Origin of the sequence: Pelagibius sp. Alg239-R121, assembly GCF_947331435.1 — a bacterium.
Classification (GTDB): domain Bacteria; phylum Pseudomonadota; class Alphaproteobacteria; order Kiloniellales; family Kiloniellaceae; genus Denitrobaculum.
The window spans coordinates 295,282-311,144 of sequence record NZ_CAMZOF010000003.1 but is presented as its reverse complement, the minus strand read 5'-3'; the positions used below and the strand labels follow the sequence as shown (position 1 = coordinate 311,144).

The window sequence follows — 15,863 nt, the reverse complement described above, 5'->3', positions numbered from 1 at the left end:
ACGATCCCAATGGGAACTAGACGCCTGTAGTGCGTCCTGATTTGGGGTCCGGATATCCGGACCGGGTTTGTGAATGGAGCGGCATCTGCCGCAGGAGTGACGGGTCGTGGTGTTCATCGGCACCTTCGAGAACAAGGTGGATCGTAAGGGACGGGTTTCCGTTCCTGCGACGTTCCGCCAAACGCTCGCGTCCCAGTCATTTAATGGAATCATCGCCTTCCGGTCGTATCGGGTGGACGCCATTGAAGCCTGCGGCATGGATTTCATTGAAAAATTGAACGAACGGGTTTCGAGTTACGATTTTTTTTCGGAAACCCAGGACGACTTGGCGACCATGATTTTCGCTGATTCGCTACAGCTGCCTTTTGACAGCGAAGGCCGCATTATTTTGCCTGCGTCTCTGATTGAGCACGCCGGTATCACGGAGCGTGCAGCCTTCGTCGGCAAAGGCCGGCAATTTCAGATCTGGCAACCCGACGCCCTTGAGGCCCACAAGACTGTTGCCCGCGACCGTGCCCGGGCTCAAGGCCTGACCGTTCCCATGGGCGATAACGGAGGCGCCGCAAAGTGACGGAGCCGCGTTCGCAAGAATTTACACTCGCCAAGGACAGTGACCACATCTCGGTCATGTTACGTGAAGTGCTCGCCGCGCTTGCGCCTCAGGACGGCGAAACCTACAGCGACGGGACCCTGGGAGCCGGCGGCTACAGTCGCGCAATCCTGGAAAGCGCTGATTGCCGCGTCGTCGCGATTGACCGGGATGTCTCAGCCATCAAGGCGGGGCGGGAGCTGGCAGCGCGCTTCAACGGCAAGCTTCTTATCGTAGAGGGCTGTTTCGGCGAAATGGACAGTCTGCTGCGAGACGAAGGCATCGAGCAGGTCGACGGCGTGGTGCTGGATCTCGGCGTCTCCTCCATGCAGCTCGATCAGGCTGAACGCGGATTCTCCTTCCGCCAAGACGCTGATCTGGACATGCGTATGGAGGGCACTCAAGAAAGCGACCGCCCGTCCGCGGCAGACGTGATCAATAGTTTGTCCGAAGGCGAGCTGGCCGACATCATCTTTCATCTCGGCGAGGAACGCCGGGCCCGACAAGTCGCTCGCGCCATCGTCAATGCACGGCGAAACGGCAGGATCGAGCGTACCGGCGAACTGGCCGACATCGTTCGCAAGGTGGTGCGACCGGCAGGCCGGGCCAGCGGCAAGAAGCGGGACGAGATCGACCCGGCTACCCGCACGTTCCAAGGTCTGCGGATCTATGTAAACGACGAGTTGGGCGAGCTGCACCGCGGCCTGCGCGCAGCCGAACGTCTGCTTGCACCAGGCGGTCGCCTGATCGTTGTCTCATTTCACTCCCTTGAAGATCGCGCCGTAAAACGCTTCCTGGTCGAGCGTTGTGGCGCCGCGCCTCGTGGCTCGAGGCATCTACCGGCAAACGCCGACAGCCAATCGCCGGCTGCAACCTTTGAGCTGTTGTTCAAGGGAGCGCAGGGCCCCGCCGAAGATGAAATTGCCGTCAATCCGCGCTCGCGGTCGGCCCGTCTGCGCGCGGCGCAACGCACCTCGGCTGCGCCATGGGCGGAGGAAGCGGCATGAACAAAGTTGCCCTCATTGCCTGGCTCACCGCCTGCGCCGTATCGATCTGGTTCGCCTTTCATATCAAATACAAGGTCCAGGAACTGGAGGCCGAGCTTGGTATAGCCCGCGCCGAAATGCAGCAGGACCGCGAGGCTATTAAGATTCTCGAAGCTGAGTGGAGCTTCCTGAACCAGCCGTCACATCTTGCCGACCTCGCAGAACGCCATCTCGACTTTGCGCCGATGCTGGCCACACAGGTTGTTCATACGGATGACTTGCCAGAGCGTGAAAGCCAGGACAGTGAGGGCCTCGAAGACATCATCGAGGAAATCTTGCGCAACGCACCGGACAAGTCCGGTAAAAAGAGCAGCGAAAAAGCCGGTGGCGCCAACAGCGCACCGTTGATGCGCACGGGGGCAGCCCAATGACCATCCGTGTTCATCAGCATGACCGCATCGGCGGTCCCGGCGATGGCAGCCCCCGCTTTGACAGGCAGGGCAGCGGTAGGGATTCGGAACAGCCGGGCAAACCTTGCCATCCTTGCGGGTTGGACAGGCACATCGATCAGTCCTCCTATACTGTTCTGGACGGAACGGTAAAGCAGGCGCTTGAGGTCGGCAAAACCCGCTTGATTGCAACCGGTCTGGTGCTCACTGTTGCTTTCTTCGCCATTGGTGTTCGCCTAGTCGACCTAACTCTGTTGCAAGACAGTGGGCGGACCAGCGCCAAACACGCCGCCACTCAGTTCTCCGGCGATCAAGTCCGTGGTGACATTACCGACCGCAATGGCGTCATTCTGGCCACGAGCCTACCGACAGCTTCCCTCTTTGCCGATGCACGCCTTGTTCCGGACCCTGAGCTCGCCGCCCGCGAGCTTCATCGGATATTGCCCGGAAAACCACAGGCGGAACTGTTCGCGAAGCTGAAATCGTCAAAACAATTCGTTTGGTTGAAGCGTCACCTCACTCCAAGGCAGCAGGTCCAGATTAACGGTCTCGGTATCCCTGGTCTTAATTTCCGCCGGGAACAGCGCCGCTTCTATCCGCATGGTGCGCTGACGGCACACGCGGTGGGCTTTACGTCGATCGACAATCAGGGCTTGGCCGGTGTCGAGCAGTCTTTCGATGAGTTGCTGACCGGTACGGCCGAACCGCTGCAGCTTAGCCTCGACGTTCGAATTCAACATATCCTGGCCGAAGAACTCTCCGGCGCAATGAGCGAATTCAGGGCGGTCGGTGCGGCAGGCATGGTGTACGACGTTCGCAACGGTGAAGTCGTAGCCATGGTTTCGCTACCGAGTTACGACCCAAATGACGCCGGCAACGCGGTGGACGACGCCCGCTTCAACCGGGCAACATTGGGCGTCTACGAGATGGGCTCGGTGTTCAAGCTCTTCACCACCGCAATGGCGCTCGACGAAGGCGTTGTCAGCGTTAACGACGGTTACGATACAACGGACCCGATCCGCGCCGGCCGTTTTACAATTCGCGATTACAAGCCTAAGAAACGCTGGCTCTCGATTCCTGAAATTCTGATCTATTCCAGTAATATAGGCACCGTTCACATGGCCATGGAGGCCGGAACCTCCAAGCAGAAGGCTTTTCTTTCGAATCTCGGCCTGACCCGCCCCGCCTCTTTCGAATTGTCTGAGATCGGGCGGCCGCGCTTCCCAAGCAAATGGCGTGAGATCAACACCATGACGATCTCCTATGGCCATGGGATCTCGGTCAGCCCGCTGCAGCTGGTACGGGCCGCCGGTGCGTTGGTGAACGGTGGCGAACTCAAATCGGCAAGCCTGATCAAACGGTCCCCCGACGAACTGGTCACGGGCACAAGAGTCATCAGTAAAGAAACTTCGCGGCAGATGCGGCGGCTGATGCGTTTGGTCGTCCTGCATGGGACGGGCCGAAAGGCTAATGCAGAAGGCTTCATGGTGGGTGGCAAGACGGGTACGGCCGACAAACTGCGCAACGGCCGTTACGTCCGGAATGCGCGCATGTCGTCTTTCCTTGGCGCCTTCCCGATGAACGATCCGCGTTATGTCGTCTTTGCGATGATCGACGAGCCCAAGGGCACGAAGGAAACCCACGGCTTTGCAACCGGCGGCTGGGTTGCGGCGCCTGTCATCAAGCGCCTGGTCGAGCGAATGGGTCCATTGGTTGCGCTAGAGCCCATCGACGACGGTGCCGACGACGATCGCATCGAACAGCTCCTGGTCGAAGTCCAAGCACGGGCGGGAGGGCAAAGCCTTGCGTCTCAGTGAATTGACCCGGGAATGGCCCCAACAGAATAGCCCCGCCGCGGCACCTCCCTTTGTGGGCCCTGACGTCGAGGTAAAGGGCCTCGCACTTGACAGCCGGAAGATTAAACCAGGGTACCTATTCGGTGCCCTGCCTGGCTTTCAGGTGGATGGTCGCGAATTCATCGGTCAAGCCGTCGATAACGGTGCGGTTGCAGTACTTGCGGTGACCGGAACGAACCTGAAAAAGTTCGACACGCCGGTGAGTCTAATCACCAACGACAATCCGCGCCGGACGATCGCCCTGATGGCAGCACGCTTTTATGGTGCGCAGCCACACGTGATCGCAGCGGTCACAGGAACCAACGGCAAGACGTCAGTCGCAACCTTCACCCGGCAGATCTGGCAGCGTCTTGGTTATGAAGCCGCAAGTCTTGGAACCCTCGGCATTGAGCCAGAGCGACCAAACGCGCCAGCTGCCCTGACTACGCCGGATCCCGTGGAACTTCAGCGCTGTCTGGCTGAACTGGCGCGCGACGGCTTCAACCATCTTGCGGTCGAGGCCTCCAGCCACGGCCTGGACCAGTCGCGCTTGGACGGCGTTGCAGTTACCTCAGCGGCTTTCACAAACCTGTCACGCGATCATCTCGATTATCACGGCAGCATGGAAGGTTATCTAGCCGCCAAGTGCCGTCTCTTCGACACGCTGATGACACCCGGTGGAACCGCCGTTCTCAATGCCGACGTGCCAGAGTTCGAACAACTGGTCGAAATCTGTAACGGCCGCGGTCTCCCGATCCTGTCCTACGGAAGCAATGGCGGAGACCTCAAACTGGTTTCGCGGACGCCGACGCCGGCTGGACAGAGTCTGAAACTTGAAGTCCTTGGCGAAACTTACGAGACAACCTTTCCCGTCGCCGGGTCGTTCCAGGCCTGGAACCTGCTCGCGGCTCTCGGCCTGGTAATTTCAGGCGGAATTGCAGCGGAAAAAGCAATTGCTGTGATCCCTTCCCTTTCGGGCGTATCCGGTCGGGTCGAGTATGTCGGTGACAGTCCGAAAGGCGGCGCGATCTATGTGGATTACGCCCATACCCCCGACGCTCTTGAAACTGTTCTGACAGCCCTGCGTCCGCATTGCGATGGCAGGCTTTGGGTGGTGGTCGGTTGTGGTGGTGACCGAGATCCCGGTAAGCGTCCAATGATGGGTGGAATCGCCGAGCGCATAGCGGACGTGGCAATTATCACGGACGACAACCCGCGCAGCGAAGATCCGGCAAGCATTCGCGCGGCCATGATGACTGCTGCCCCAAACGGCCGGGAAATCGGCGACCGCCGCGAAGCAATATTCACTGCGGTTCGAGAGCTTGCTGCGGACGATCTGCTCGTGATCGCGGGCAAAGGGCACGAGAGCGGCCAGAAAGTCGGCGACATCGTTCATCCCTTCGATGATCGGGATGTCGCGCGGGAAGCCATTGCCGCGATTGCTAAGCAGACCAAGAGCGGAGGTGCAGGACAATGAACGCCCAACCTCTCTGGACGTCTGAAGAAGTCGCTGCCGCAACAGGCGGAATCAATACCTGCGCCTGGCAGGCCGACGGCCTGTCGATCAATACGCGCACGATCGAACCTGGCGAACTCTTTATCGCACTGCAGGGGCCAGTCTTCGACGGTCATGACTTCATCGCAGATGCTCTGGCCAAAGGTGCAGCGGCTGCATTGGTGCATCGCCGTCCGGAGAACCTGGACGAAGCCGCACCGCTCATCCTGGTCGACGACACATTAGGTGCACTCTGGCGCTTGGGTGCAGCGGCACACGATCGTAGTTCGGCAAAATTCATCGCGGTGACGGGAAGTGTCGGGAAAACCGGTACGAAGGAAGCGCTGCGCACCTGCCTCTCACCCCAAGCCGCGACCTTTGCCAGCGCAAAGAGCCTGAACAACCATTGGGGCGTTCCACTCTCCCTCGCGCGTATGCTGCGCGATACCGTGTATGGCGTCTTCGAGCTTGGAATGAACCACCCTGGTGAAATTCGCGAGTTAGCGCGTCTTGTGAAGCCCGACGTCGCCATCATCACGACGATCGAAGCCGCTCATATGGAGTTCTTCGAATCTCTCGAAGCCATCGCCGATGCCAAAGCGGAAATCTTCGAATCGCTGCGTTCGGACGGCACAGCAGTTCTGAATGCCGATAACGGGATGTTCGACCATCTGGTCGCAAAAGCAAAAGCAGCCGGCGTCAAGAAGATCGTCAGCTTTGGGCGCAACGAGTCAGCGAACAACCGCTTGCTCGAGGTAACACCTGCAGACAATGGAAGCGACGTAACGGCCGTCGTCGGTGAGCAGGAATTCAACTATCGCGTCGGTCAGCCGGGCGATCACTGGGTTATGAACACACTCGCCGTTCTGACCGCCATTGATGCTTGCGGGGCCGATGTCGCGCGTGCCGCCCAGGCGCTTGCCGCGCTCCCCGGACTCGCAGGGCGCGGAGAACGCCATGAGATCAACGGCCCTAACGGCGACTTCCTGCTGATCGACGACGCCTACAATGCCAACCCAGCCTCCGTGCGTGCTGCGATTTCAGTCCTGGCGTACAGCAAACCGGCCAAAGACAGCCGTCGCATCGCAGTGCTCGGTGACATGCTGGAGCTCGGCAAAGATGCCTCGAAACTCCATGGCGATCTTGTCGAGCCGCTTATCGATGCGAACGTCGATCTGGTGTTCACCTGCGGCCCGTTGATGGAAACGCTTCACAAAAACCTGCCCGCAAGGATGCAGGGCGCACATGCGGAAGATTCCGCAATGCTGGCGCCAATTGCGACCGAAGCCGTGGCAAAAGGAGACGTCATACTGGTGAAGGGATCTTTGGGTAGCCGCATGGCCGTAATCGTCGAGGCCCTGAAAGCATTGGAGGGCACCAATGCTGTTTAATTTTCTCGTCCCGCTTTCCGACGATTTCATCATCTTCAATCTGTTCCGATATCTGACGTTCCGCAGCGGCGGCGCCGTCATCACAGCCCTTATCATCAGTTTCATTTTGGGTCCCAAGGTCATTTCCTGGCTGAAATCGAAACAGGGTGAGGGTCAGCCGATCCGCGAAGACGGCCCGGAAGGTCATCTCCTGACCAAAAAAGGCACGCCCACCATGGGCGGGTTTTTGATCCTGATTGCCATCACGATCTCCACGCTCCTTTGGGCCGACCTGAAGAACGGCTATGTCTGGGCAGTTTTGCTGGTAACCGGCGGGTTCGGCATGGTTGGTTTCGTCGACGATTACCTGAAGCTCACGCAACGGAATACAAAAGGCCTTCCCGGACGAGTCAAATTGGTTGCACAGGTGATCATCGGCGGTGCCGCAACCTTCTGGGTGATGCAGCTCGGCCCCGATACCATGTCGACGCATCTGGCAGTTCCCTTCTTCAAAAGCCTGCTCATCAACATGGGTTGGTTCTTTCTACCCTTTGCGGTCTTGGTGATGGTCGGCGCGTCCAATGCCGTAAATCTGACCGATGGTCTGGATGGCCTCGCAATCGTACCGGTGATGATCGCCGCAGTCTGTTTCGCGCTGATTGCCTATCTTGTCGGTAACGCCGTCTTCGCCGAGTACCTGCAATTGCACTTCGTTCCCGGCAGCGGTGAGCTCGCCGTATTCTGTGCTGCTCTGGTCGGAGCAAGTCTCGGATTTCTCTGGTTTAATGCCCCGCCTGCCATGGTCTTCATGGGCGACACCGGCTCTTTGAGCATGGGCGGCGCCCTCGGCGGTATCGCAGTCGTCACCAAACACGAATTGGTGTTGGCAATTATCGGTGGCCTCTTCGTATTGGAGACGGTTTCAGTCATCGTTCAGGTGGCCTCCTTCAAATTGACCGGCAAGCGTGTATTCCGCATGGCACCGCTGCACCATCACTTCGAAAAGAAGGGTTGGGCCGAGCCGACGATCGTCATCCGCTTTTGGATCATCGCCATGATCCTCGCACTTGTGGGTCTCGCGACCCTGAAACTGAGGTGAGGTAATGACAGCGATCGATCTCGGTTTCTTTGGTGGTTTAACGGTAGCGGTACTGGGTCTGGGCAAGTCCGGGCTCTCGGCTGCGCGTGCGTTGAAGACTGCCGGAGCCGAGGTCTGGGCCTGGGACGACAACGAGGCCGGCCGGGAGCGCGCAGCCGCTGAAGGCCTGCCGATCGTCGATCTGCAAGATTGCGACTGGTCGCAGCCGGTCAGCTTAGTGCTCTCGCCGGGCATTCCCCACAGTTTTCCTATGCCTCACCCGGTCACCGACCTGGCCCGCCACAACGGCTGCGAAATCATCAGCGATATTGAACTCCTCGCCCGTGCGCAGCGTGGTGTGAGGTTCGTCGGCATCACGGGGACCAACGGGAAATCGACAACGACGGCTCTGATCGCGCATATCCTGCAGCAATCCGGCCGCAGGGTCGCTGTGGGTGGTAACTTGGGCATCCCTGCGCTCGAGCTCGAACCTCTGACACAGGACGGAATCTATGTTCTGGAGATGTCATCCTATCAGCTCGAAATTACCCGTTCGATCACCTTCGATGTCGCGGTCCTTTTGAACATCAGCCCGGATCACCTGGATCGACACGGTGGTTTCGATGGCTACGTCGCCGCAAAGAAGCTGATTTTCCATCGCCAGAGTAAAGCCTGCACAGCTGTTGTTGGAACCGATGACGATACCAGTCGCGGACTCTTTGAAGCTTTGGCCGCTGCAAACGACCAGACCATCGTTCCTGTGTCTGGCAATCGCATTGTGGACGGTGGGCTCTACGTCTCTGAAGGAACCTTGATCGACGACCGTGATGGCAGCGCGGAGACCGTTCTCGATCTGAGCGACTTACCGAACCTGCCTGGCGATCACAATGGCCAGAATGCAGCGGCGGCCTATGCAGTTGCCAGAGCGCTTGGCGTCACGCGTGAAGAGGTCGTTGACGGCTTGCGCAGCTTTGGTGGCTTGCCACATCGTCAAGAACTGGTCGACGAAATCGACGGCGTCCGCTACGTCAACGATTCCAAAGCAACCAATGCCGACGCTGCAGCCCGCGCCCTTGCCTGCTACGACCTGATCTACTGGATCGCAGGTGGTCGGGCCAAAGAAGGCGGTCTGGACGGCCTCGAAGAATTTTATCCGCGCATTGCTGAGGTTTTTCTGATTGGCGAAGCCGAAGCCGCCTTCGCCTCGGTGCTGGAAGGACGGGTCCCTGTGACCCGTTGCGGTACCTTGGCGAAGGCGGTAAGGGCTGCCGCGACAGCTGCCAACACGACGAAACAAAGCCAGGCGGCCGCACCCGTCGTATTGCTGTCACCTGCCTGCGCCTCGTTCGATCAATTCCCGAACTTCGAAGCTCGCGGCACAGCGTTCAAGGATGCCGTTGCGCTGATCCGGAAATCAGACGCTGCAAATGATGGCGACGCCGGCAAACACGCGGTGGGGGGTGACGCCGCATGAGCAGTTTTGCCCGCACAGATACAAGTGTTCTCGGGCGCTGGTGGTGGACAGTAGACCGCTGGACTTTGATCGCATTGGTCATCCTGATGGCACTCGGTGGCGTCCTGATGTTGGCGGCTTCACCTGCGGCGGCCGACAGGATTGGGATTGGTTCGTTTCAATTGGCGCAACGTCAACTGGCCCTCCTGCCCTTCGCTTTGATGATCGTCATCGGTGCATCGCTGCTCTCGCCGCGGGGAGTACGCCGCTGTGCTGTCGTCGGCCTCCTGGTAACGACGGTGTTGCTGGTACTCACTCTGCTCACCGGCACAGAAATCAAAGGCGCGTCACGCTGGTTGAACATTGCTGGCTTTTCTCTGCAACCGTCGGAGTTCATCAAGCCCTTCTTTGCCGTTTCCATTGCCTGGATCCTGGCCATGGCCAAGAGCGACCCGAAGGTGCCGGGCATTCCCATCGCATTGGGGATCTGGCTGGTCATAGTAGCGCTTCTGCTTCTGCAGCCCGATCTTGGCCAGAGCGTCCTGATCACGGCAATCGGCGGCGTGCAGCTGTTCCTCGCGGGCCTACCTATGCTGTGGGTCGCGTTGCTGGCTGCGCTGGGAGTCGCGGCTCTGTTCGGTGCATACTTTTCGCTGCCCCACGTTGCTGCACGGATCGACGGTTTCTTGGATCCGGCCGCCGGCGACCGCTATCAGATCAACCGTTCCATGGAAGCCTTCATGAACGGCGGTTTCTTCGGTCGCGGTCCTGGTGAAGGAACGGTGAAAGCCCACCTGCCCGACGCTCATTCCGATTTCATCTTTGCCGTTGCCGGTGAGGAAATGGGACTGATTGCCTGTCTGGTGATCGTCAGTCTTTTCGCTTTCGTGGTGCTGCGCGGCTTCACACATCTGTTGGGCGAAAGCAGCCTGTTTGTCATGCTTGCCAGCAGCGGACTTCTGGCGCAATTCGGGCTGCAAGCCCTCATCAATATGGGCTCTGCACTGCACCTCATTCCAACCAAAGGCATGACCTTGCCCTTCATCAGCTACGGCGGGTCCTCCTTGCTCGCACTGGCGATGGGAATGGGCATGGTTCTTGCCCTGACGCGGCGGCGGGTCAGCATGGGGGAAGCGATATGACGTTGCAGAACCCGCGCCGCGTCATCCTTGCAGCCGGCGGCACAGGCGGACACCTGTTCCCGGCCGAAGCGCTGGCGCAAGAACTGCTTGCGCGTGGTATTGAAGTCCTCCTGATCACCGATCAGCGTGGCGGCGGGTTCGGGGACAAGTTACCCGAAATCGAAACTCTTCGCATTGCGGCGGCAGGCATTGCAGGCGGCGGCATCATCCGAAAGCTCAAGGGTGTTGCCCAACTCGGGATCGGTTACCTGCAGGCCCGCAAGATCTTGAAATCACGCAGGCCCGATGCGGTGGTTGGCTTCGGTGGCTACCCTTCCGTCCCAACCGTCTTGGCGGCAGCACACCTTGGCCAAGCCGTTATCCTGCACGAACAGAATGCAGTGTTGGGACGCGCCAACCGTTTGCTTGCCGGACGCGCAGATGCGATCGCGACTTCGTTCGACAAGGTGGATGCCATTTCCAGCAGCGACCAAGACAAAGTCGTTCAGACCGGGAACCCGGTCCGTGCCACCATCGCCGAGGTCGGCGCCAGCGTTTATCAATCGCCTGAAGCCTCGGATCCCGTTCGCCTGCTGGTGATCGGCGGGAGTCAAGGCGCCAAGGTCTTCAACGAACTCGTACCGGCGGCCGCAGCTCAGCTGTCCGCAGAACACCGAAGCCGTCTGACCGTGACGCAGCAGGTCCCCGGCGGCGAGATCGAAATTGTCGCCCGAAGCTACGAGAACTCTGAAGTCAAACACGATTTGGCGGCGTTCTTCACCGACATGCCCGAAAGATTGAAAACCGCGCATCTGGTGATCTGCCGTTCGGGAGCATCAACGGTTTGCGAACTGGCCGCCGCGGGCCGCCCGGCGATCCTGGTCCCCTATCCCTACGCGACTGACAACCATCAAACCGCCAACGCGCAAGCCCTGACCGGCGCTGGTGGAGGCTGGCTGATGCCGCAAAGTTCGCTGACAGCGGAAAGCCTGGCTGAACGTCTGACCTGCCTGCTCTCAACACCGGCGCTGCTCAAACAGGCATCACAAGGGGCATCGTCCTGTGCGGAAGTTAATGCAGCCGGACGGCTTGCAGATGTGGTTTGCGGAACCTTTCAGGGCGCCGTGGAGATGAGCGTGAACGATGGCGGCGGAGAAGTGAAAACCAAAGACAACATCAACGAACATAAAAGCTCCAATAGGGAGGTCACGGCATGAAGGTCCTGCCTCTCGACATCGGTATCGTCCACTTCGTCGGCATCGGCGGCATTGGAATGAGCGGGATCGCCGAGATCCTGCATAACCTGGGTTATCAGGTTCAGGGCAGCGACATCGCCGAAAGCGCGAATGTTCAGCGCCTGCGCGACATGGGCATCGAAATCCAGATCGGCCATCGTGCGGAAAATGTCGAAAACGCCAAAGTCGTGGTCGTATCTTCCGCGATCAAACTCGAAAACCCGGAAGTCGCTGCAGCGCGAGAGAAATTCGTACCTATCGTTCGGCGTGCAGAAATGCTCGGCGAACTCATGCGCCTGAAGTGGTCGGTCGCTGTTGGCGGCACCCACGGCAAAACCACCACGACCTCTCTGGTGGCCGCACTACTCGATGGCGGCGACTTCGATCCAACCGTGATCAACGGCGGTATCATCAACGCCTACGGCACCAATGCACGTCTCGGTGCCGGTGATTGGATGGTGGTCGAGGCGGACGAAAGCGACGGTACCTTTACCAAGCTGCCCGCCACCATAGCCGTGGTCACCAACATCGACCCCGAACATCTGGATTTTTACGGATCTGTCGAGGCCCTTCACGAAGCCTTCGAAACCTTCGTTAAGAATATCCCTTTCTATGGCTTCGCCGTTGTCTGCATCGATCATCCGGTCGTGCAGTCACTGATCGGACGGATTCAGGACCGGCGCCTGATCACTTACGGCACATCACCGCAGGCGGATGTACGCGCCGTTGAACTCAGCGTCACTGGCGTGCAGACCCGTTTCGACGTCATTATCACCGACCGCAGCGGCGAGCAAAGCCGCACAATCAGCGACTGCAAACTACCGATGGTCGGCGAACACAATGTTCTCAATGCTTTGGCTGCCATTACGGTCGCGGAAGAAATGGGTATGACGGACGAGGCCATCCGCAAAGCTCTCGCAAGCTTTGGCGGTGTCAAACGGCGCTTCACCAAGACCGGCGTCTCCGGCGGAGTAACCGTGATTGACGATTATGGTCATCATCCTGTTGAGATCTCCGCGGTTTTGAAAGCCGCAAGGCAAGCCACGGATGCGCAGGTCATCGCGGTCATGCAGCCACATCGCTACACCCGGCTCCACGATCTCTTCGAAGAATTCTGCAGCTGCTTCAATGATGCCGATCACGTCATTATCGCCGACGTATACGAAGCCGGCGAACAGCCGATCGAAGGCGCGAGCCGAGACGATCTGGTCGCTGGTTTGCGTGACCGGGGACACCGCCATGTCGCGGCTCTGCCGGACGCGGAGGCGTTGCCGGAAATGATCCATGAACTTGCCCGATCCGGCGACCTTGTGGTCTGCCTGGGCGCCGGCAACATCACTGCCTGGGCACAGACATTGCCCGCAGCCCTGGACGGATTGTCGGACCAGGAAGGCGCGGGGCAATGATGATCATGAAGCAAACTCCGGATATCCGTCTAATCGACCGGCTGCCAGAGGTGCGTGGCCGCTACACCGCCGATGCGCCATTGAATGGTGTGACCTGGTTCCGGGTCGGCGGAACGGCTGAAATCATGTTCCGCCCTGCCGATCGCGACGATCTGATCTCCTTCCTGAGCAACAAGCCGTCCGATGTCCCGGTCACGGTGTTTGGGGTCGGCTCTAACCTGTTGGTTCGTGACGGAGGCATTCCCGGCGTCGTCTTGCGTCTAGGCCGCGGTTTCGCAGACATTGAGGCGGAGGGGCACGATATCATCAGCGGCGCAGCCGCCCTCGACCTCAACGTTGCAACCGCCGCAAAACTGGCAAACATCGGTGGTCTTGAGTTTCTCTGCGGCATTCCTGGCACGATTGGCGGTGCGCTGCGCATGAACGCCGGTGCCTACGAGCGAGAAACCAAGGACGTCCTGGTCTGGGCCGAAGCCATCGACCAACAGGGCAAGATCCATCGCCTTCAACCGGAAGATATGGGCTTTGCCTACCGCAAATCCTCTGTTCCCGCCGATTGGATTTTTCTGGGCGCACGTCTGCATGGTCATGCGGGCGATCCAGCTGCAATTGCATCGCAGATGAGTAAGATCCAAGCCTCGCGCTCGGAAAGCCAACCCATCAGAACCCGCACAGGCGGCAGCACCTTCAAAAACCCGCCAGGAGAAAAAGCGTGGCAGCTGATCGATCGTGCCGGTTGCCGCGGCCTGAAGCGCGGCGGCGCCATGGTGTCCGAACTGCACTGCAATTTCCTGATCAATACGGGCTCGGCAACCGCAGAAGATATCGAGCAGCTCGGTGAGGAGGTTCGCGCAAAAGTGCTCGCAGATTCCGGCGTTACTTTAGAGTGGGAGATTCGACGGATCGGAGCCCGCCCCTCTCCCGACTCCCAGGGAGGGGCTGTATGACCAAGCGGGTCACTGTGCTGATGGGTGGATTTTCCGCCGAACGGGAAGTCTCGTTGACCAGCGGCCGCGCTTGTGCGGATGCGCTGCGCGAAGCCGGTTATGAGGTCAAAGAAGTCGACGTCAGCCGCGACATGGCCGCTTTGATTGCTGCACTCGATCCAAAACCCGACGTGATCTTCAACGCCTTGCATGGCCGTTGGGGCGAGGACGGCTGTATCCAAGGGCTGATGGATATGCTGGGGCTGCGTTACACACATTCGGGTGTTCTCGCCTCGGCGCTGGCCATGAACAAAGACCGCACGAAAACACTTGCCGCCGAAGCCGGCATCACCGTTCCCCATGGTGTCGTGGTTCCGGCTCAACGGTTGGCTGGTGAAGACGTTCTACCTCGACCTTATGTGGCCAAACCTCTCGATGAAGGTTCCAGCGTCGGCGTTCAAATTGTGGACGTCGGTGACAACGGGCCGGCATTGCCTGCGGACTCCGCCGACAGTGACGACTTATGGCTGGTGGAAGAATACATTCCTGGCCGGGAACTTACGGTCAGCGTCATGAACGGTAAGGCCATCGCAGTCACCGAACTGCGTCCGAAGGTGGGCTTTTACACCTACGAAGCCAAGTACACTGAGGGCAAGACCGAGCACATAGTTCCAGCCCAGATTCCGGAGAAGATTTACGAAGAGGCTCTGAACGCTGCCGCTAAGGTTCACGAGATCCTGGGGTGCCACGGCGTGAGCCGCTCAGACTTCCGCTACGACGACACAAAAGGCGCACCTGGCAAACTCTACTTCCTGGAAATCAACACGCAACCAGGGATGACAGCCCTCAGTCTGGTGCCCGAACAAGCCGCTTACAAGGGCATGTCGTTCCCTGAACTTTGCGCGTGGATTGTCGAGTCTGCGGTGAGCGAGTCGGCGATGTCCAAATCTGAGATGACCGAGTCTGGAATTGCCGCACCTGAATTTGTCGAGCCTGCCGGAGAGTCAGCATGAACCCCAACGCCAAACCGCAGGCCCGTAAAAAAGCCAAACAGAGCCGTCGCCCCGCCCGGCGCCCGCAGCGAAACCTGCTGACCTGGCGGCGTGTACGCATTGGCGGGATGCTGCTCGCAGCAACCGCCTTTATCGGCGGTGTTTCCTGGTTGTCGATCGACGGCTGGTTCAGCCGACAGGCGGATGCCGCGGTCGAGGGCTTCTACGCAATGAGCGTCGATGCCGGCCTGGGTGTCGATGACGTTCTTGTTGAAGGTCGCAACCGCACACCGGCCAAACAGATGCTGAAAACACTTGGCGTAAAACGCGGTTTCCCGATGCTTGCCTTCGACCCGGAAGCGGCCAAGGTGAAGCTCGAATCCCTACCTTGGGTGAAGAGCGCTGCTGTTGAGCGCCGCTTTCCCCGCGATGTTTACGTGCGGATTGTCGAGCGTCAACCGCTGGCACTGTGGCAGCACGAAGGCAACACGGCGGTTATTGATCAGAGCGGTGATCTGATCCCCAACGTCCGGGTAGACCGCTTTAACCAGCTTCCGCTTGTGGTTGGTGCCGACGCCCCGGAACACACCGCTGCCCTCTTGGCCGTGGTGGACAGCGAGCCCCGCCTTCGTGAACTGGTCACCGCTGCCGTTCGCGTGAGTGGCCGGCGCTGGAATCTGAGGCTTCAGGGTGGGATCGACGTTCAACTGCCCGAAACCGATGCAGCCGGCGCCTGGGCGCAGCTCGCCAGGATCGAGCGCGAACAAGGTGTCCTGGAGCGAGACGTCGTGGTGATCGATCTTCGTCTGCCAGATCGCCTCGTTGTCCGCACGAATTCAAAGACAAAACCTAAGACAAAGCGTTCCGGGAACGGGGAAGAAACCTGATGACCGGAAAAACGCAAAAGCCCTGCACAGCAACCAACAGC

General features: G+C 59.4%; 14 protein-coding genes. All 14 read left to right on the top strand.

Going from position 1 to position 15,863, the window contains the following annotated elements; translation table 11 throughout:
- Nucleotides 1–106: 106 nt before the first annotated feature.
- Genes mraZ through QMZ18_RS11785 form a run of 14 tightly spaced genes read left to right on the top strand, consistent with a single transcriptional unit; the run spans nucleotide 107 to nucleotide 15,822 of the window.
- A complete protein-coding gene (gene mraZ / locus QMZ18_RS11850; RefSeq protein WP_282606503.1) occupies nucleotides 107–571 on the top strand; it encodes a division/cell wall cluster transcriptional repressor MraZ in 465 nt (154 codons plus the stop codon).
- Nucleotides 568–1,596: a 16S rRNA (cytosine(1402)-N(4))-methyltransferase RsmH gene (gene rsmH / locus QMZ18_RS11845; RefSeq protein WP_322097196.1), complete on the top strand. Its 1,029-nt coding sequence runs from the start codon at nucleotides 568–570 to the stop codon at nucleotides 1,594–1,596. The genes mraZ and rsmH overlap by 4 nt, the downstream gene beginning before the upstream one ends.
- Entirely contained in the window at nucleotides 1,593–2,006 is a 414-nt protein-coding gene (locus tag QMZ18_RS11840) for a hypothetical protein (RefSeq protein ID WP_282606502.1), read from the top strand. The genes rsmH and QMZ18_RS11840 overlap by 4 nt, the downstream gene beginning before the upstream one ends.
- A complete protein-coding gene (locus QMZ18_RS11835; protein WP_282606501.1) occupies nucleotides 2,003–3,841 on the top strand; it encodes a penicillin-binding protein 2 in 1,839 nt (612 codons plus the stop codon). The genes QMZ18_RS11840 and QMZ18_RS11835 overlap by 4 nt, the downstream gene beginning before the upstream one ends.
- Nucleotides 3,828–5,336, top strand: a complete 1,509-nt coding sequence (locus QMZ18_RS11830) for a UDP-N-acetylmuramoyl-L-alanyl-D-glutamate--2,6-diaminopimelate ligase (protein ID WP_322097195.1) — start codon at nucleotides 3,828–3,830, stop codon at nucleotides 5,334–5,336. Before QMZ18_RS11835 ends, QMZ18_RS11830 begins: the two co-directional genes overlap by 14 nt.
- On the top strand, nucleotides 5,333–6,745 hold the full coding sequence (locus QMZ18_RS11825; RefSeq protein ID WP_282606500.1) for a UDP-N-acetylmuramoylalanyl-D-glutamyl-2,6-diaminopimelate--D-alanyl-D-alanine ligase: 1,413 nt from the start codon (nucleotides 5,333–5,335) through the stop codon (nucleotides 6,743–6,745). Before QMZ18_RS11830 ends, QMZ18_RS11825 begins: the two co-directional genes overlap by 4 nt.
- The gene (gene mraY, locus QMZ18_RS11820) at nucleotides 6,735–7,823 is read left to right on the top strand and encodes a phospho-N-acetylmuramoyl-pentapeptide-transferase (protein WP_282606499.1); all 1,089 of its coding nucleotides are present in this window, start codon (nucleotides 6,735–6,737) and stop codon (nucleotides 7,821–7,823) included. Before QMZ18_RS11825 ends, mraY begins: the two co-directional genes overlap by 11 nt.
- Before the next feature lie 4 nt (nucleotides 7,824–7,827).
- Nucleotides 7,828–9,276, top strand: a complete 1,449-nt coding sequence (murD, locus tag QMZ18_RS11815) for a UDP-N-acetylmuramoyl-L-alanine--D-glutamate ligase (RefSeq protein ID WP_282606498.1) — start codon at nucleotides 7,828–7,830, stop codon at nucleotides 9,274–9,276.
- Entirely contained in the window at nucleotides 9,273–10,397 is a 1,125-nt protein-coding gene (locus QMZ18_RS11810; protein WP_282606497.1) for an FtsW/RodA/SpoVE family cell cycle protein, read from the top strand. The genes murD and QMZ18_RS11810 overlap by 4 nt, the downstream gene beginning before the upstream one ends.
- Nucleotides 10,394–11,593, top strand: a complete 1,200-nt coding sequence (gene murG, locus QMZ18_RS11805) for an undecaprenyldiphospho-muramoylpentapeptide beta-N-acetylglucosaminyltransferase (RefSeq protein WP_282606496.1) — start codon at nucleotides 10,394–10,396, stop codon at nucleotides 11,591–11,593. The genes QMZ18_RS11810 and murG overlap by 4 nt, the downstream gene beginning before the upstream one ends.
- Nucleotides 11,590–13,017, top strand: coding sequence for a UDP-N-acetylmuramate--L-alanine ligase (gene murC, locus QMZ18_RS11800; protein ID WP_282606495.1), 1,428 nt, complete (start codon nucleotides 11,590–11,592; stop codon nucleotides 13,015–13,017). Before murG ends, murC begins: the two co-directional genes overlap by 4 nt.
- Nucleotides 13,017–13,964: a UDP-N-acetylmuramate dehydrogenase gene (gene murB / locus QMZ18_RS11795; RefSeq protein WP_367575950.1), complete on the top strand. Its 948-nt coding sequence runs from the start codon at nucleotides 13,017–13,019 to the stop codon at nucleotides 13,962–13,964. The genes murC and murB overlap by 1 nt, the downstream gene beginning before the upstream one ends.
- Entirely contained in the window at nucleotides 13,961–14,956 is a 996-nt protein-coding gene (locus tag QMZ18_RS11790) for a D-alanine--D-alanine ligase (protein ID WP_282606493.1), read from the top strand. The genes murB and QMZ18_RS11790 overlap by 4 nt, the downstream gene beginning before the upstream one ends.
- Nucleotides 14,953–15,822 (top strand): cell division protein FtsQ/DivIB, encoded by an 870-nt coding sequence (locus tag QMZ18_RS11785; protein WP_282606492.1) that lies wholly within the window; start codon nucleotides 14,953–14,955, stop codon nucleotides 15,820–15,822. Before QMZ18_RS11790 ends, QMZ18_RS11785 begins: the two co-directional genes overlap by 4 nt.
- Nucleotides 15,823–15,863 lie beyond the last annotated feature (41 nt).